At 62.3% G+C, this 16,134-nt stretch carries 16 protein-coding genes and 1 pseudogene; 6 read left to right on the top strand and 11 right to left on the bottom strand.

Annotated elements, in window-relative coordinates; translation table 11 throughout:
• Nucleotides 1-100 precede the first annotated feature (100 nt).
• Both DLM_RS10370 and DLM_RS23345 read right to left on the bottom strand, forming a co-directional pair.
• Nucleotides 101-1,015, bottom strand: a complete 915-nt coding sequence (locus DLM_RS10370; RefSeq protein WP_089084697.1) for a LysR family transcriptional regulator — start codon at nucleotides 1,013-1,015, stop codon at nucleotides 101-103.
• Nucleotides 1,016-1,052: 37 nt separating this feature from the next.
• Complete coding sequence (locus tag DLM_RS23345) at nucleotides 1,053-1,334, bottom strand: hypothetical protein (RefSeq protein ID WP_167467087.1); 282 nt, start codon at nucleotides 1,332-1,334, stop codon at nucleotides 1,053-1,055.
• On the opposite strand from DLM_RS23345, the gene DLM_RS10375 reads away from it, so the two are divergent.
• A complete protein-coding gene (locus DLM_RS10375; RefSeq protein WP_167467088.1) occupies nucleotides 1,333-2,586 on the top strand; it encodes a LysR family transcriptional regulator in 1,254 nt (417 codons plus the stop codon). The genes DLM_RS23345 and DLM_RS10375 overlap by 2 nt on opposite strands.
• Before the next feature lie 169 nt (nucleotides 2,587-2,755).
• Here the strand turns inward: DLM_RS10375 and DLM_RS10380 are convergent, their stop codons facing one another.
• Nucleotides 2,756-3,493, bottom strand: coding sequence for a siderophore-interacting protein (locus tag DLM_RS10380; protein ID WP_089084699.1), 738 nt, complete (start codon nucleotides 3,491-3,493; stop codon nucleotides 2,756-2,758).
• Between the two features lie 33 nt (nucleotides 3,494-3,526).
• On the opposite strand from DLM_RS10380, the gene DLM_RS10385 reads away from it, so the two are divergent.
• Nucleotides 3,527-4,030 (top strand): MarR family winged helix-turn-helix transcriptional regulator, encoded by a 504-nt coding sequence (locus DLM_RS10385; RefSeq protein ID WP_197715554.1) that lies wholly within the window; start codon nucleotides 3,527-3,529, stop codon nucleotides 4,028-4,030.
• Nucleotides 4,031-4,089: 59 nt separating this feature from the next.
• On the opposite strand, the gene DLM_RS10390 is transcribed toward DLM_RS10385, so the two are convergent.
• The 7 genes and pseudogenes from DLM_RS10390 to DLM_RS10415 all read right to left on the bottom strand — a co-directional run bounded on the left by DLM_RS10390 (nucleotide 4,090) and on the right by DLM_RS10415 (nucleotide 11,108).
• Nucleotides 4,090-5,028: an ABC transporter substrate-binding protein gene (locus DLM_RS10390; protein WP_089084700.1), complete on the bottom strand. Its 939-nt coding sequence runs from the start codon at nucleotides 5,026-5,028 to the stop codon at nucleotides 4,090-4,092.
• 54 nt (nucleotides 5,029-5,082) lie between these two features.
• Complete coding sequence (locus DLM_RS23495; protein ID WP_420000716.1) at nucleotides 5,083-5,847, bottom strand: amino acid ABC transporter ATP-binding protein; 765 nt, start codon at nucleotides 5,845-5,847, stop codon at nucleotides 5,083-5,085.
• 198 nt (nucleotides 5,848-6,045) lie between these two features.
• Nucleotides 6,046-6,882: pseudogene (locus DLM_RS23655) on the bottom strand (amino acid ABC transporter permease); the annotation flags it as partial.
• A 58-nt stretch (nucleotides 6,883-6,940) separates the two neighbouring features.
• Nucleotides 6,941-7,483, bottom strand: a complete 543-nt coding sequence (locus DLM_RS10400; RefSeq protein ID WP_089084702.1) for a GNAT family N-acetyltransferase — start codon at nucleotides 7,481-7,483, stop codon at nucleotides 6,941-6,943.
• 41 nt (nucleotides 7,484-7,524) lie between these two features.
• Nucleotides 7,525-8,736 carry a M20 aminoacylase family protein gene (locus DLM_RS10405; protein ID WP_089084703.1) on the bottom strand — a complete coding sequence of 404 codons (1,212 nt, stop codon included), beginning with the start codon at nucleotides 8,734-8,736 and terminating at the stop codon, nucleotides 7,525-7,527.
• The gene (locus DLM_RS10410; RefSeq protein ID WP_089084704.1) at nucleotides 8,736-10,076 is read right to left on the bottom strand and encodes an LLM class flavin-dependent oxidoreductase; all 1,341 of its coding nucleotides are present in this window, start codon (nucleotides 10,074-10,076) and stop codon (nucleotides 8,736-8,738) included. The genes DLM_RS10405 and DLM_RS10410 overlap by 1 nt, the downstream gene beginning before the upstream one ends.
• Before the next feature lie 30 nt (nucleotides 10,077-10,106).
• Nucleotides 10,107-11,108 (bottom strand): LLM class flavin-dependent oxidoreductase, encoded by a 1,002-nt coding sequence (locus tag DLM_RS10415; RefSeq protein ID WP_089084705.1) that lies wholly within the window; start codon nucleotides 11,106-11,108, stop codon nucleotides 10,107-10,109.
• 317 nt (nucleotides 11,109-11,425) lie between these two features.
• Between DLM_RS10415 and DLM_RS10420 the strand changes: the two genes are divergently transcribed.
• The 4 genes from DLM_RS10420 (at nucleotide 11,426) to DLM_RS10435 (ending at nucleotide 13,996) form a co-directional block, all read left to right on the top strand.
• Entirely contained in the window at nucleotides 11,426-12,538 is a 1,113-nt protein-coding gene (locus DLM_RS10420) for a porin (protein ID WP_089084706.1), read from the top strand.
• A gap of 66 nt (nucleotides 12,539-12,604) precedes the next feature.
• Nucleotides 12,605-12,949 carry a DUF3088 domain-containing protein gene (locus tag DLM_RS10425; RefSeq protein WP_089084707.1) on the top strand — a complete coding sequence of 115 codons (345 nt, stop codon included), beginning with the start codon at nucleotides 12,605-12,607 and terminating at the stop codon, nucleotides 12,947-12,949.
• A gap of 24 nt (nucleotides 12,950-12,973) precedes the next feature.
• Nucleotides 12,974-13,480, top strand: a complete 507-nt coding sequence (locus DLM_RS10430; RefSeq protein ID WP_089084708.1) for a VOC family protein — start codon at nucleotides 12,974-12,976, stop codon at nucleotides 13,478-13,480.
• A gap of 120 nt (nucleotides 13,481-13,600) precedes the next feature.
• Entirely contained in the window at nucleotides 13,601-13,996 is a 396-nt protein-coding gene (locus tag DLM_RS10435; protein WP_089084709.1) for a VOC family protein, read from the top strand.
• Between the two features lie 154 nt (nucleotides 13,997-14,150).
• Here the strand turns inward: DLM_RS10435 and DLM_RS10440 are convergent, their stop codons facing one another.
• On the bottom strand, nucleotides 14,151-16,088 hold the full coding sequence (locus DLM_RS10440) for a putative bifunctional diguanylate cyclase/phosphodiesterase (protein WP_167467089.1): 1,938 nt from the start codon (nucleotides 16,086-16,088) through the stop codon (nucleotides 14,151-14,153).
• Between the last annotated feature and the right edge of the window lie 46 nt (nucleotides 16,089-16,134).

Here is a 16,134-nt window from a genome sequence, read left to right on the forward strand (position 1 = left end):
GAGGAAAGGCGGGCAACTTTGCCCCTTCGTGACCGTGCATTCTCATTTTGTGAGCGCTGCGGTTCACGCGGTGGCCGTCAGGGAGGAAGCAGGTAGATGCTCAGGCAGGCAGCATGTCGCCGCGATTGATGTGGTGGGCGGCGCGGTGCAAATGGGTAAGCAGATGGCGCACCACCGGGGCCAGTGCCAGCTCTTGCCGCACCATGGCCCCCACTTGCAGCGGCAGGCCAGATTCGCCCGTTTCGATGGGCGAAACATAGCTGGCCAGCCAGGACTGGCGGGCAATCTGCCGGGGCAGCAAGGCCACGTAGTCGCCGGTGGACACCAGCGACAACAAAGCCAGGGTGGAGTTGACCAGCGCGCCTTGCTGCGGCGCTTCCAGGCCATTGCGCTCAAACAGCGCCCGCGCATAGCCGGCACGGTGGTCGGTGCCGGTATACACCCAGGGCGCTGCTTGCAAATCCTGCAGCGAACGGGCTTCCAGCCAGCGGCTGCCCTGGCGCGCCGCCGGAATCATCTCGGTGTGCAGCAGGGGTTCGATGTAGAACTCCCCGGCAGCCAGATCGTCCGGAATGCCGCCGACGGTGATGTCCACCTCGCCGGTACGCAGCTTTTGCAATTGCGCCACATACAGTTCTTCGCTGATGCGCAACTGGATTTGCGGAAACTCGCGCACAAAGGTGCGCATGGCTTCGGGGATCAGCAGCATCACCGCCAGCGGCACCGCACCGATATGCAGCTTGCCCACCATGTGGCCGCCAATCTGGCTGATTTCATCGGCGGCGGCTTCCAGCTCATGACGGGCGCGCACTGCCCGTTCATACAGCACCCGCCCTTGCGCAGTGGGCAATACCCCGCGTGAGGAGCGCAGCAGCAAGGGCGCGGCCAGTTCCAGCTCCAGTTCGCGAATCATCCGGGTGAGCGCCGGTTGCGAGCAGCCGATGCGCCGCGCCGCGGCACGCATGCTGCCCTCTTCCACCGCGGCTATCAGCGCGGCCAGTGTTGCCAGTTTCATTGCATCCCCCTTCGGCAGGTGCTTCTGATATGTCAGTTCAGCGATCAGGAAAGCTGATCACAGACACGGTTTTGACATCTGCATCGAATAGCACCATAGCCGCAGAATGTGCAGCAAAGCAAAAAAACATGCCGGTCCGCGCAGGGTGCGCCAGTGCTGGCTGCACTGACAAAACATCGCAGATGTCCCCGAAACAAGGCGCGCCGCCGCAGACAGTACCAGCAGTACGGCAAGGCGGCGCAACGCAGGAGCGGGGTTTTGTCAGCAGTTCCAGATGCCCGACGGTCACGGCCATTGCATCGCTGGAGGAGAGACTCATGAACCACCCTGCCGCCAAGCCGGAGCGGGATGAGGTGTTGCGCTATCTGCGCGTGTTTTTGTCGGTGGCCCACACCGGCAGCGTCACCCGTTCGTCCGAACAGATATTCAAGGCCGCCTCGGCCATCACCCGCGCGCTCACCCAGTTGGAAGACTTGCTGGGTGTCAGCCTGTTCGAGCGCCGCCCGCGTGGCATGCTGCTTAATGCCTATGGCGAAGCCGTGCATCGCCGCGCGCAGCGCATTCACAAGGAAATCCTGCAGGCGGCCACCGCGCTGTGCCAGTTTCGCGGCAGCCGCATCGACCCTACTCCGCTGAGCCAGCTATTGCTGGGCGGCAACAAGCTGCGGATTTTTGTCAGCCTGGCCGAACATGGCCAGTTCTCCCCGGTCTGTCAGCAACTGGGGTTGAGCAAATCCGGCATCAGCATGTCGCTGGCCCGGCTGGAGGAAGCCGTAGGTCAGCCGCTGCTGCAACGCATGACGCAAGGTTTGGTGGTGACCGAAGCGGGCGAGCAACTGCTGCTGCATGCCAAGCGCGCCTTTGCCGAGCTGCGCCATATCGAGGCCGACCTGTCTGCCCTGCGCGGCAGCCTGTGCGGCACCATTACCGTGGGTGCGCTGCCGCTGTGCCGCACCAGCCTGTTGCCGCTGGCCATTGCCCGGTTGTTGCAGCGCTATCCCGGCCTGAAGATCAAGACCAGCGAAAGCCCGTTTGCCGAACTGGCCCGCGGCCTGCGCTGCGGCGATATCGACTTCATCTTCGGGGCCTTGCGTCAGGGCAATGCCGCGGCACCGTTCTACAGCGAAGCGCTGTTTCAGGATCAGGTGGGCATTTTCTGTCGCCGCAGCCACCCGCTGGCGCGCTGGCAACGCAGGCTGTCGCTGGCCGAGCTGCAAGGCGCGGGCTGGATTCTGCCGCGCGCGGAGTCTCCGGCCCGCCAGGCACTGGTCAGCGCCTTCCGGCGCGCCGGGTTGCCTGCGCCGGAGCCCTCGGTGGAAAGTGGCGACCTGGCGGTGGTACGCCAGTTGCTGGCGCATAGCGAGCTGCTGACCGCCTGCTCCGCCCACCAGTTGCACGTGGAAATCGCCAGTGGAGAAATCGTGCCGCTGGCGGTGGATCTGGGCGATACCCGTCGCCATATCGGCATCACCCAGCGGCTGGGCAGTTGTCCCTCACCGGCAATCGACGCCTTGCTGGAGGAAATCCGCCAGCTATGCGCAGATCTGCCAGATGAAGCCATGGCGGCCTGAGCCGCACACAGCGACATCCACTGCAATGAACAAGCGCTGCCGGTTTAACCGCGCAGCGCTTGTTTTGTGAGCGACACCACCTGGCCCCAATCCTGCTGACATTACCAGTGCAACGCAGGGCAGCAGCAGGGCTTTGTCAGCCGCGCGATACCAACTGTTCCAGGGCCGTCTAGGCCAGGCGCTCGTGAAAATCCGCCTCACCCAGCCGCCAGTATGCTGCCACCTTGACCCCTTCGCGCGGTAGCTGCTTTTCTTCCAGCAGTATGCTGCGCGCCTGACGCATCAGTCCTCCCTCACCCGCGCACCAGGCAAAACCATGGCCGTCCGGTACTTGCCAGCCACGCAATGCCGCCAGCAAGGCCTCGCCATCTGCCAGTTGGCTGACCCGCCAGCTCGACTGTTGCGGCAGTGTCCAGCCAGCCGCGCTGTCTTCACGCAGCAGCAGCACCTCAACATGGGCGCTGGGCAGCAGCTCGGCCAGACGGCGGCGGATGGCCGGCAGGGATGAGGCATCGCCCACCAGCAAATGCCAGTCCTGCTGCGCCGGGATGATCATCGAACCCTTGGGCCCGGCGATGATGGCCTGCATGCCCTCGGCTGCCTGCTGCGCCCAACTGGCGGCGGCACCGTGGCCGTGCAGCGCGAACTCCAGCGTCAGCTCACCCTGCTCTGCCGTGGCGGCCAGCGGTGTATAGTCACGCATTACGGTATTGCCGGCGGCGTCCTGGAAAATGAACTTGATATGGTCGTCAAAGGACTGTGACTGGAAACCGTGCAGCGCTTCGCCAGCAAAGGTGATGCGGGCAAAGCCGTCGCCGCTGCGCTCTACCTTGCGGACGGTGACATTGCGCTTGGCCAGTTCATATCTGACCCGCTCGATGCGGTGTTGCGGCAAAATGGTGGTCATGGCGACTCCAATTGATTGATAATATCACCTAATATGCAAAATAAAGTTGACCTTGTCAACAATGTTGACGACACCGCCGAGCAGATTTTCGAGGCCATCCACACCCTGATGCATCAATACCGCTCGCGCCAGTTTGCCGCGATCCGGGACGATGCCCTGGGGCTGACCCATATGGAAGGCAAGGTGCTGGGCTATTTCTGCCGCCATCCGGGCCATACCCAGAGTGACCTTGCCCAGCACTCCGGGCGCGACAAGGCGCAGCTCACCCGGCTGATTACCCGCCTGAAAGAAGCCGGGCTGCTGGAGGCGCGCGCCGACACGCAGGACCGCCGCAGCATGCGCCTGTATCTGACCGAGGCCGGGCAGACGCTGCACAGCACCTTGCATCAGCATGGCCGCCTGCTGGCCGCCCGCGCCATGCAGGGCATCCCCGCGGCACAGGCCGAGGCCTTGCTGCAAGCCTTGCTGCACATCCGCCACAATCTGGAGCAGGACAGCCCGGACAAGTCCTGTGACAAGCATTGCGACAAGACTTGAACACATGAAAAAACGGCCCCGAAGGGCCGTTGTCATTGTTACCGCTTGCTGCGAGACGCTCAGTTCTTGGGCAGGCCGGGCGGGTTGGTGCGCGATTCGCTCACCGCTTCGGCACTCAGGCCCCAGCGGCTGAGTACCTTGGCGTAATTGCCGTTGGCAATCTGGGTATTGAGGATTTTGGTAATCGCCGGAGCCAGGCCGGAGTCCTTGCGCGTGGCCACCGCGATGTCCGCTGTCAGCGGCCAACCACCAGAGAAGGTGCCGGCCAGCCGTACCTTGCCGGTACGCGCCGCTTCCAGCGCATAGATGGCATTGGGGCCGAGCCAGGCATCGGCGCGGCCGGACTGCAAGGCTACGCGGGCCACGGCTTCATCATCAAAATACAGTGCCTGCAACGGTTTGAGCCCGGCGGCTTCGTTTTTCTTGTTCCATTCCAGCAGGATCTGCTCCTGATTGGTGCCCGCCCCCACAATCACCTTCAGCCCGGCAGTATCCTTGGGTGCATTGATTTTCAGCTTGCTGCCCGCCTTGGTGTAAAAGCCGAGCAAGTCCTTGCGGTAGGTGGAGAAATCAAATTTCTCCTTGCGCGCTTCGGTAACGGTGACATTGGAAATCACCGCATCGTATTTGCCGGACTGCAAGCCCAGCGGCCAGTCGGCCCAGGCCACGTTGACCAGTTCCAGCTTGCGGCCCAGGCCGTCAGCCACCAGGCGGGAGATGTCCGGGTCGGCACCGATGATGGTTTTCGAGTCGCTGGCAAAACCGCCAATCGGCAGAATGCCGCCGGCAATGGCCACCACGAAGGTCTTGTCCTTGACGAAGCGCACGTCCTTGGGCAGCAGTTTGATGGCCTCTGGCACCGGACGGCCCTTGGGCTGGCCTTTTTGCTCCGGGCTCAGGTCGATGCTGCTGGCGGCATGGCCAAACAGCGGGGCCAGCAGGGCAAGGCTGAGGGCGGCCAGTACGGTACGGCGTGGCAGATGGGTGTTACGCGACATGATGCTTTCCTTGTTATGGTCGTGACGGTGTGTGAAATTGTTTTATCGATGGCGCTAGAGCACGCGGGCCAGGAATTCGCGGGTGCGCTGCTGCTGCGGCTGGCGCAATACCTGCTCCGGGCTGCCGCTTTCCACAATGCGGCCTTGCTCCATGAACACCACGGTATCGGCCACTTCACGGGCAAAGCCGATTTCATGGGTGACAATCAGCAGCGTGGTGCCAGAGCGCGCCAGCTCCTTGATGACGTCCAGCACTTCCTGCACCAGCTCCGGGTCCAGCGCCGAGGTGGGTTCGTCAAACAGCAGCACCTTGGGGCGCAGCGCCAGCGCACGGGCAATGGCCACGCGCTGCTGCTGGCCACCGGATAGCTGACGCGGCCAGGCATCGGCCTTGTCGGCCAGCCCTACCCGCTTGAGCAGCAGGCGCGCCTGGGCTTCGGCCTCGGCCCGGCTCAGGCCGCGCAGCGCGATGGGCGCTTCAATCAGGTTTTGCAATACGGTGAGATGGGGAAACAGGTTGAAGTGCTGGAACACCATGCCCACTTCCACACGGCGTTGCAGAATGTCCTTTTCCTTCAGCTCGTGCAGCGAATTGCCTTGCTGGCGATAGCCGATCAACTCCCCGTCAATGGCAATGAAACCGCTATCCACCCGTTCCAGATGATTGATGCTGCGCAGCAAGGTGGACTTGCCCGAACCGGACGGCCCGATGATGACGGTGACGCTGCCGGGCGGAACGGTCAGCGACACCGCATCCAGCACCTGCTGATGGCCATAGCGCTTGCTGACAGCATGAATGGCGACTTCCCCGCCCTGCACTGCGGGTATGTCGGTCAGCGCAGCAGGCGGTGCCACCGTGGCCGGGCCGCTGGCGCTGACAGGCCACCAGCGCTGACGAGCACGCTGCCACAGCGACTGCGGCTGCTGGCGCAGCGCGCCACGCGCATAGTGACGCTCCACCTGCACCTGAACCGTGGACAGTACGGTGAGGATGATCAGGTACCACACAGTGGCCACCATCAATAGCGGAATCACTTCCAGATTGCGGTGGTACACCACCTGGATGGTGTAGAACAGCTCCGGCAGCGCCAGGATGTAGACATTGGCCGTGCCCTTGGCGAGGCCAATGATGTCATTGAAAGCGGTGGGCAAAATGGTACGCATGGCCTGCGGCAGCACGATGCGGAAAATCTGCCGTCCGCGCGGCAGGCCCAGCGCGGCCGCGGCTTCCAGCTGGCCCTGCTCCACCGACAAAATGCCGCCACGGATGATTTCCGCCGAGAATGCCGCCTGGTTCAGGCTCAGGCCCAGCACTGCTGCGGCAAAGGGGCTGATCAGCTCGGTGGTGGAATAACTGAACCAGTTGATGCCGGTATACGGCACACCGATATTGATGGTTTCGTACAGATAACCCAGGTTGTTGAGGATAAGCAGCAGCACGATCAGCGGAATGGAGCGGAACAGCCAGATATAGCTCCACGACAGGCTGGCCAGCAGCGGCGAGCGCGACACCCGCGCCAGCGCCAGCACCGTGCCCAACACCGACCCCAGCACTGTGCCGATGGCGGTCAGCAGCAGAGTGCGGCCCAGGCCTTCCAGCACCGGGGCGGCCAGAAACCATTCGGCAAACACCGCCCAGCCCCAGCGCGGATTGGTGGCCACCGAACTGATGATGGCCGCCAGCAACAGCAGGGCCAGCACGCTGCCGGCAATACGTGCCGGGTAACGCGCCGGGATGATGCGCAGCCCGGCATAGCGGTTGCTGCCGCTGTTGTCGGCATGGGCATGCGCATTGCCTTGCCGTGGCAATGAATGGGTAAAGGCGATTTCGCCGACTTCGGTAATTTCACTCATGATGTCTTGTCCTGTGCAAAAGCCGCGATGGGTGGTCGGCCAGCAAGTCAAAGCGGTTTCAAACGGCAATGCCGGCCAGTTCCGTCCAGTGCGCGGGGTGGGATGGCGCGCTGGACTGGCGTGGCACTGCCTTGGTAAACGGCAGGGTGCGCAAGGCTTCCAGATCCCCCTCGGGGTCGAACTGCGCCTGATAGCCATGACGCAGGTAGAGCCCGACCGCCTCCGGCTGGCGGCAACCGGTGGTGAGGTAAATCTGGCGGTAGCCCTGGCGCTGGCATTGCGCCTCCAGCTCCTGCAACACCAGCCCGGCCAGGCCCTGACGGCGGAACTGGCTGTGGGTCCAGATGCGCTTGAATTCGGCGGTGTGCTCATCCAGCCGCTTGAAGGCCCCGCCGGCAATCGCCTGGCCCTGACGCAGCAGCAACAGGAAGTTGCCATGCGGCGGCGCAAAGGTTTCCGGCGGATAGCGGCGCATTTCCTCAGCGGCACCGCCGGGGCTGAACAGATTGCCGTAGCGTGCGTCGTATTCCTGCGTCAGCTCGGCCAGCATCACGCTGGCGCGCGGGTCGGTGGTGGTGGTGTAAACAAAGTAGTCACGCATGTGCTCGGTCCATTGCGATGTGTGTGTCTGGCTGTCGCTTGTTATGTGGCCGCCTGTTGCAGCGGCAGATAGCGTTCGGCCAGGGCCACCCAGTAGCTGGCGGCCAGCGGCAGGATGGCGTCGTTGAAGTCGTAGCGCGGGTTATGCAGGCCTGCGCTGTCGCCATTGCCGAAAAACACGAAGCTGCCGGGGCGCGCCTGCAACATGAAGGCAAAGTCCTCGCTGGCGGTGCGCGGCCGGAAAGCCTGTTCCACCCGCGCCGCGCCCAGCGTGTCCTGTGCCACTTCACGCGCCAGCGCGGTTTCTGCCGGGTGATTGCACACCGGCGGGAAGCCCAGGCGGTAATCCACCTCGGCGCGTGCGCCAAAGCTGGCCGCCTGTGCCTCCACCAGTGCCGGTACGCGCTGTTGCAGCAGGCTGCGCACTTCCGGGCGGAAGGTGCGGGCAGTCAGCTTCAGCTCCACGCTGTCCGGAATCACATTGGACGCATGGCCGCCGTGGATGCTGCCCACGGTGAGCACGCCCATGTCCAGCGGGTCGACATTGCGTGACACCACCGATTGCAGCGCGGTAATCACGTGGGCACTCACCAGCACCGGGTCCACCGTGTTATGCGGTTCGGCCCCATGGCCGCCCTTGCCATGGACGGTGATGTGGGCCTGGTCTACCGAGGCCATGGCCGGGCCTTCGATGCAGCCGACATGGCCGCAGCTCACCCCAGGCCAGTTGTGCAGGCCGAACACCGCATCGCAGGGAAAGCGCTCGAACAAGCCCTCCTCCAGCATGCGCCGTGCGCCGCTGCCGGTTTCTTCCGCCGGCTGGAAAATCAGCTGCAAGGTGCCGTCAAACTGGCCGTGCAGTGCCAGAAAGCGGGCGGCGGCCAGCAGGATGGCGGTGTGGCCGTCATGTCCGCAGGCATGCATCACGCCGGGGTTCTGGCTGGCATACGGCAGGCCGGTGGCTTCCTGGATGGGCAGCGCATCCATATCGGCGCGCAGGCCGAGCGAACGCTCGCTGCTGCCGCGGCGCAAGCTGCCCACCACCCCGGTGCCGGCGATGCCGGTAGTCACCTGATAGCCCCACTGCTGCAATAGCGCGGCCACCTTGCCGGCGGTGCGATGTTCGGCAAACGCCAGTTCCGGGTGCTGGTGCAGGTCGCGACGCAGGGCGACGAATTCGGCATTGGCAGCCGCAATGCCGGTTTCGATCTGCAGGCTGCGCGGCAACACGGCGCTGTCTAATGCTGCATTCATCAGGCCACCTGCTGCTGGCTGCTGTGCTCAGCCGCTTGCTGGTAACGGCTTTCCTTGCGCGGCAAGCCCAGATGGTCGCGCAGGGTGCGTCCTTCCAGCTGGCGATTGAAGCGTCCGCTCTTTTCCAGCACCGGCAGCACATGGGTGATGAAGTCGTCCAGCCCTTCGGCCACCACCGGGAAGCCCAGGATGAAACCGTCAGCCGCACCCTCATCCACCCAGCGGATGATTTCCGCCGCCACTTTTTCACCGCTGCCGACAAAGTTGCTGCGCGGGGTGGCCACTTCCAGCGCCACCTGGCGCAGGGTCAGGCCGTGCTCGCGAGCGCGGGCCTTGATCTGGTCGGTGGTGGAACGGAAGCTGTTGCGACCGATATCGCCAAGCTCCGGGAAGGCCTCGTCCAGCGGGTACTGGGTAAAGTCGTGGTGGTCGAAGAAGCGGCCCAGATAGGCCAGTGCGTCATCGATGGTCAGCAGTTGCTGGATGATGCGGAACTTGGCTTCGGCCTCGGCATCGGTGGCGGCCACCACCGGCGCAATGCCGGGGAAGATTTTCACATCGTCGGCCTTGCGGGCATGCAGCACGGCGCTGGTTTTCACCTTGCGCAGGAAGTCGCGGGTTTCCTCGATGGAGGGCGAGTGGGTAAACACCGCGTCGGCATACTTGCCCGCCAGGCCAATACCGGCATCGGAAGAGCCGGCCTGGAAAATCACCGGCTGGCCCTGCGGCGAGCGGCTGATGTTCAGCGGCCCGGCCACCTGGAAGAAACGCCCCTTGTGGTTCAGGGTGTGCAGCTTGTCCTTGTCGAAGAACTGGCCGGTTTCACGGTTACGCGGCAAGGCGTCGTCGTCCCAGCTATCCCACAAGCCCTGGGTGACTTGCAGGTATTCGTCGGCAATTTCATAACGCAGGCTGTGTTCCGGATGCGGGCGGCTGTAGTTCAGCGCCGTGCCTTCCAGCGGCGTGGTCACCACATTCCAGCCGGCGCGGCCGCCGCTGATCAGGTCGAGCGAGCCGAACTGGCGCGCCACGGTAAACGGGTCGCTGTAGGAAGTGGACACGGTGCCGGCCAGGCCGATCTTGCGCGTTACGCTGGCCAGCGCCGACAGGATGGAAATCGGCTCGAAACGGTTGAGGAAGTGCGGAATGGATTTTTCGTTGATGTACAGGCCGTCCGCCACAAAGGCAAAGGCAATGCCGTTGGCTTCGGCTTTCTGCACGGTATCGATATAGAACTGCAGGTTCACGCTGGCATCCGCCGGGCCGCTAGGGTGTTTCCAGGCGTGCATGTGGCCACCAGCGCCGTGCAGCATGATGCCGAAAGTAATGGGTTTGCTCATGTTCAGCTCCAAAAAGATTGATCAGTACGGTCAGGCGGCCAGCGGCTCGCGCGCTTCGGCCAGCAGGGCAATGGAAGCGCGGCGCAGCGCAAACTGGGCCACAGGGATATCAATGATGAATTCGCGGATGCCGTAGCTCTGGTGCAGGGAATCCAGCTCGGCGCGCACATCACCGGCAGTACCGGCAATCACGTGCGGATGCTTTTCTTCCAGTTGGTACCGGCTGCTGCCAGCCTGACGGGCAAACTCCTCGGCGGCCTCGCGGCTGGGCACGTTGACGCTGCGGCCATCTTCCAGCGTCACCTTAAACAGCTTCAGCTCCCCCACCAGCGCCTGTGCCTGTTCGCGGGTTTCTGCCGCAAAGGCATACAGCGCCAGCGCCGGCACCTTGCCGGTCCATTGGCGGTACACGGCAATGGATTGCTGGATATTCAAAGGGTCGCCATTGAAGTGGCCGGCATAGGCAAAATCCCAGCCCAGGCGGGCGGCCAGCCGGGCGCTGTCCGGGCTGCCGCCCAGCAAGAAGCGCCCCGGCGTAATGGGTGGCAGCGGTGTCGCCTTTGCCCCGGCCAGCGGATGGCCCTCCGGCTGGCCTTCATTCAGGAAGGCATTCAGCTCGGTAAGCTGGGCGGTGAAATCCGGCTTGCGCGCGGCATCGTGATAGTGCTGCAAGGCACGGGTGCTGAACGGCAGGCCGCCGGGGGCCTTGCCCACGCCCAGGTCTACCCGGCCCGGCGCCAGCGCCGCCAGCAGATTGAAGGTTTCCGCCACTTTGTAGGGGCTGTAGTGCTGCAGCATGACGCCGCCACTGCCCACGCGGATGCGGCTGGTATGCGCCAGGATGTGGGAGATCAGCACTTCGGGCGCGGAACTGGCCAGCAGCGGCGTGCTGTGGTGTTCGGCCACCCAGAAACGGTAATAGCCCAACTGCTCTGCCAGCTTGGCCAGCGCCACGGTATTGGCCAGTGCATCGGCTGCGGTAGCGCCCGGCGGAATCGGGCTTTTATCCAGGATGGACAGGGAGTATGACATTTGTTTGCACCGTGTAATTGACGCCACAAAATCTATTCCCAGCAAATTTGAAGATCAATCAAATTAAATTGATATGCTTATCCGCACGGCTTATGCATTTTCTTGCAATAACCAATAAAAATTTGACTTAGCAATATTCGCCAGAAGGCCATAAAAAAAAATCAATATGAATAAAAACCGCAGATGGCTATTGATTTGTTAATCAATTTTTTTTGATTAATAAAACGGGAACAATACGGAAGAATAAGCCACAGCCGAAACCCGCCACCACGGCACCGGCTTGTTTATCCGACCAACCGATTTCCTGTGAACACATCATGAAAATAAAACTGCTCACCCTGGCTATTGCTGCTTCTCCCTTGTTTGCCCATGCCGACGAGGGCATTACCCTGTACGGCAAAGTGGCCGGCAACCTGTCCAGCGTCCAAAGCTATACCGCCAGCGGCAGCCTGAAAAACGTGCAGGTGAATGACAACACTTCGCGCATCGGTTTCAAGGGCTCGGAAAACCTGGGCAATGGCCTGACCGCCATCTGGCAGGTGGAAAACCGCATCCACGTGGATGGCAGCGGTACCGACACCTTCGCCAGCCGTGACTCCTTCATCGGCCTGCAAAGCCAGAACGGCAAGCTGCGCCTGGGCCGCCTGTCCGACTACGCCAACCTGGACATGGAATATATCGATCCGGGTTCCTACAGCGGCGTGGGCGGCCAACTGTACTCCACCCGTCTGGACGGTCGCCTGAACAACGCCATCCGCTACGACAGCCCCAACCTGGCCGGTTTCAGCTTTACCACCACCTGGGCGGCAGACGAGAAGCGCGCCAACGACAGCAATGGCCAGCCCACCAACAACCAGGTATTCAACCTGGGCCTGAGCTACGAACAGGCCGGTTACTTTGCCAAGTTCAGCTATGAAACCAAGGGGGATGCCAAACAGGTGAACTCATCCGCCCAGACCGGCGCGGTGAAAAACTGGTGGCGTGTGGAAGCAGGCTATATCAGCGACCCCATCTACCTGGCCTTGGGTTTCCAGACCGTTAACGGCTACCTGGGCGTTTCCAGCGGCAAGTTTGTTGACAATCCGGGCGTGGCTTACAACGTGAATGTGCTGAACGCCCGCCTGGCAGCCAGCGGCCAGAGCCTGAGCGCCGCCGCTTCCGGTCAGGATGTGAAAACCCGTGAAGCCGTGCTCACCTTCGGCTACAACGTGGGCGCGTGGCTGCCTTATGTCTCGCTGACCAAGGGCTACGACGTGGAAATCGGTGGCAGCAACGTCGACAAGACCGGCTACACCCAGTATGTGCTGGGCACGATATACAATCTGTCCAAGCAGACCAAAGCCTATGCGTCCTACGGCCGCGTCAACTGGGGTGGCAATGGCGTATCCAGCGAAAGCGCGCTGAGCCTGGCCCTGGCCAAATCCTTCTAAGACCGCATGCCCCGCCTCCCGGCGGGGTTCTTGCTGCCACACCATTTTTACTGCGAAAGATGCCTGATGAGCCGCGACACCCTGTTTTTGCTGGAGCCCGGATTCACCCGCCCCGACCATCCGGCCGACCAGCGCTTTGTCTGCCCGCACAGCAATCTGCTGGAAGGCCTGCTGGCAGTGCAACCGGCACTGGCCGAGCGCATTGAAATCCGCCGCCTGCCGTTTCCACGGCCGCGTCAGCCGGTAATCGCACTGCTGGGCGAAGAAAACCAGAGCCTGCCGGTGCTGATACTGGACCCGGCCAGCCCCTTACCCGCCGATGCCAAGCAGCACGCCGGGCGGCACTTCCTGCAAGACGCCCGCCAGATTGCCGCTTACCTGGCACAGCAACACGGTGCCTACCATCTGTAAACCCTTGTCACACGAAAGCACATTATGGGAATCAAACGCCTGAACCACGCCGTGCTGTATGTCAGCGACCTTGCCGACAGCCGCCGTTTTTATCAGCAAGTGCTGGGATTTCACTCCTCGCCCGGCCCGCAACCGGAAAAGGCTTTCTTTGCCCAGGCGGCGGAGTCGGACAACCATCACGACCTGGCCTTGTTCGCCCGCAATCAGGGCCAGCAACGCGCAGGCGTGTTCAGCGCGCGCGGTGAAACTCCGGGGGCCAACGAGCCGCCGGCCGGGCTTTACCACCTGGCCTGGGAAGTGGACACCCTGCTGGAACTCAAGCGCATCCGCGACCAGTTGCAGGCACTTGGCAAGCTGGGCCTGGAAGAAGACCACGGTATTTTCAAGAGTGTGTACGGCCACGACCCGGACGGCCTGCTGTTTGAAGTCAACTGGTTCCTGCCGGCTGATGCCATCCGCGACGAGGACCGCGAGATCGGCACCGCCCCGCTGGACTGGGAACGCGAACTGGCGCGTTTTGCCAGCCACTAGGCAGCACACAGGACAGCGGCTTGCTGCCTGCGCGGCCCGCTGTTCTGCCAAACAGGGATTGCGCCGGGATGGCGCTATGCAGCAAGATGGACAGCCCACCTGTTTATGGAGTCTTGCCGCATGATCAGCCATCTCGACCACCTCGTCCTCACCACCGCCCGCCTGGATGACTGCCTGGCCTTTTATTGTGACGGCCTGGGCATGACGCTGGAAAAATTCATTGGCGGCACCCCGCCAGTGGAGCGGCTGGCACTGAAGTTTGGCAGCCAGAAAATCAATATCCACGTGCAGGGCAAGGAGTTCGAACCCAAGGCCGCCCTGCCCACCCCCGGCGCACTGGACCTGTGCTTCATCGCCAGCCAGCCGCTGGACACGGTAATCGCCCGCCTGCAGGAAAAAGGCCTGGCCATCATCGAAGGGCCGGTAGGCCGTACCGGGGCCACCGGCAAAATCCGCTCGGTTTACCTGCGCGACCCGGATCAGAACCTGATCGAGATTTCCGAATACCTCGCCTGAGCAGGCAGGCAAGCTTGTCCGCCGCGGCTGCTGCCCTGCGGCAACACAGCGGCCACCAGCAGCGTGGCCGTGGCGCTGACATCACCACCACCTGCGACAGCAACACCGGCCGCAGCCCCTCAGTCGCGCGGCGAACAGGGGCTGGGCCAGCGGCTCACACCGTGGTGCCAGGCAACTGCGGCTTGCCAAACAAGTAACCTTGCAGCTCGTTCACACCTAGCGCCTGCATTCTCTGCGCCTGCTCCACGGTTTCGATGCCCTCGGCAATCACCCTTATCTTCAGCCGTTGGGCAATGAACACCACGGCCTCGATGATGGCGGTGTTTTTTTCATCCGCCGACTGGATGAAGGCCTTGTCGATCTTGATGGCATCAATCGGCAATTGGCAGATGCGGGAAAAAGAGGAATAACCGGTGCCAAAGTCATCGATATGGATTTCCACCCCCAACTGCTTGATGCGGAACAGCACCTGCTTGACCATATCGATCTCGTTTTCATGAAACACGCTCTCGGTCAGCTCGATGATGAGGTTTTCAGCAGCAAAGCCCTGGCTGGTGGCCAGCAACAGCTTGTCGGCAAAGTCATCCTGCAGTAGCTGATGCAGCGACACATTCACCGCCACCTTGACCCGGCCATCCGCGGCACGGGGCAACAGTGCGGCAGCGGCAGCAATCGCCTGGCCGATGACCCAGTCTCCCAACTCGACAATGCTGCCGCTCTCTTCGGCAACCGGAATGAACTCTGCCGGCGAAATCGGCCCCAGCTCCGGGTGCGTCCAGCGCAGCAGCACTTCAAAAGAGGCCAACTGGTGATCGGCGGCAGAGACAATGGGCTGGCAGACAATGAACAACTGCCGGTTGGCAATGGCCATGCGCAAGTCCTGCGCCAGAGTGGATTTGCGCGTCAATTGGGCGCGGATGCCGGGATTGAAAAACACCACGCAGCCCGTGCGCTTGGCTTCGCCAGCCGCAATGTCGGCGTACAGGAACAGATTGTTGGGATTGTCACAATCCGACTCGGAAACAGCACCAATACTGGCGTCTATCGCTATCGTCTTGCCCGCCACGGTCATGGGGCTGTTGATTTCATCGCGGATCAGCCGCCCCACCGTGCGTGGTGGCACCGCGTCCTCACCCAGTTGCGCCAGGTAGAAGATGAATTCATCGCCGCCCCAGCGCCCAACCTGGCAATCGACATTGCTGAAGATGTCGCGGCTCAGACGGGAGGCCAGCGCCTCCAGCCGCTGCGCCACCTGGCGTAGTACAGCATCGCCAGCCTCATGGCCCATGCTGTCGTTGATCTGCTTGAAGCGATTGAGGTTGAGGAAAAAAACCGTGACATTGCCCGGCGTGATGCCAAAGTACTTCACCAGATTGGACACGCCATGCCGGTTCAAGAGGCCGGTCAGCTCGTCGTGGTAGGCCAGGCGTAGCAAATCCTTGCTTCTTTCCGCCACCCGCGCTTCCAGGGTGTTGTTTTCGCGTTGCAGCGCATTGGCCAGCGACGACACCTCATCCAGCAACGCCTGGTTGGACAGCGCCAGGCCCACGCTGTGGCGAATCAGCTTGTAATTGTTTTCATGGCTGAACAGCATGACTGCGGCAAAAATCAGCCCCAGCACCGCCAGCGTGATGAAAGGCGCAATGCCGGTTTGCAACAGCCGCACACAGGCCGGCAGCAGCAATAACAGGATGTAGCTCTTGCCCATCACGCGCAGCGAAGCCAGCGTGCCGGTGGCACCGCCAGCCAGCGCGGACAAAATGACGATGATGGCAAACTGCTGCGGCCCCTGGTAATGCGCAATACCCCACCAGCCCAGCCAGGCCCACAGCACTCCCGCCGCCAGCAAGCCCAGGCACAGGTAAAACTTATCGGCCACGAAGAAGGTTCTGGTCTGCCGGTAACGCCGGGCCGCATGCATAAACTGCATGAAGCGCAGCAGCATCAAGGCCATGGCCACAGCAGACCAGACAGCGACCAAGCGGGATGCATCGTCCAACAAGATATAGGTGATGGCCAGAATCGCAGCCAGATTCACCATCAGGCCCAGCGCGTAGTTTTTCAGTGACTCGCGCCATATTTTTTCTATCATTCCCTGCTGCATACACGGCCTTATTGAATGGCACTTGCCTGTTGTT

The sequence above is a fragment of the Aquitalea magnusonii genome (assembly GCF_002217795.2).
Lineage (GTDB): Bacteria > Pseudomonadota > Gammaproteobacteria > Burkholderiales > Chromobacteriaceae > Aquitalea > Aquitalea magnusonii_B.

Excerpts from the sequence above, each read along its gene's own strand:
- DLM_RS10415 (WP_089084705.1), bottom strand. The coding sequence starts at position 11,108 with ATGTCATACTCCCTGTCCATCCTGGATAAAAGCCCGATTCCGCCGGGC.
- DLM_RS10390 (WP_089084700.1), bottom strand. The coding sequence starts at position 5,028 with ATGTCGCGTAACACCCATCTGCCACGCCGTACCGTACTGGCCGCCCTC.
- DLM_RS10440 (WP_167467089.1), bottom strand. The coding sequence starts at position 16,088 with ATGATAGAAAAAATATGGCGCGAGTCACTGAAAAACTACGCGCTGGGC.
- DLM_RS10380 (WP_089084699.1), bottom strand. The coding sequence starts at position 3,493 with ATGACCACCATTTTGCCGCAACACCGCATCGAGCGGGTCAGATATGAA.
- DLM_RS10400 (WP_089084702.1), bottom strand. The coding sequence starts at position 7,483 with ATGCGTGACTACTTTGTTTACACCACCACCACCGACCCGCGCGCCAGC.
- DLM_RS10410 (WP_089084704.1), bottom strand. The coding sequence starts at position 10,076 with ATGAGCAAACCCATTACTTTCGGCATCATGCTGCACGGCGCTGGTGGC.
- DLM_RS10370 (WP_089084697.1), bottom strand. The coding sequence starts at position 1,015 with ATGAAACTGGCAACACTGGCCGCGCTGATAGCCGCGGTGGAAGAGGGC.
- DLM_RS10435 (WP_089084709.1), top strand. The coding sequence starts at position 13,601 with ATGATCAGCCATCTCGACCACCTCGTCCTCACCACCGCCCGCCTGGAT.
- DLM_RS10430 (WP_089084708.1), top strand. The coding sequence starts at position 12,974 with ATGGGAATCAAACGCCTGAACCACGCCGTGCTGTATGTCAGCGACCTT.
- DLM_RS10405 (WP_089084703.1), bottom strand. The coding sequence starts at position 8,736 with ATGAATGCAGCATTAGACAGCGCCGTGTTGCCGCGCAGCCTGCAGATC.
- DLM_RS10375 (WP_167467088.1), top strand. The coding sequence starts at position 1,333 with ATGAACCACCCTGCCGCCAAGCCGGAGCGGGATGAGGTGTTGCGCTAT.
- DLM_RS10385 (WP_197715554.1), top strand. The coding sequence starts at position 3,527 with ATGCAAAATAAAGTTGACCTTGTCAACAATGTTGACGACACCGCCGAG.
- DLM_RS10420 (WP_089084706.1), top strand. The coding sequence starts at position 11,426 with ATGAAAATAAAACTGCTCACCCTGGCTATTGCTGCTTCTCCCTTGTTT.
- DLM_RS10425 (WP_089084707.1), top strand. The coding sequence starts at position 12,605 with ATGAGCCGCGACACCCTGTTTTTGCTGGAGCCCGGATTCACCCGCCCC.
- DLM_RS23345 (WP_167467087.1), bottom strand. The coding sequence starts at position 1,334 with ATGAGTCTCTCCTCCAGCGATGCAATGGCCGTGACCGTCGGGCATCTG.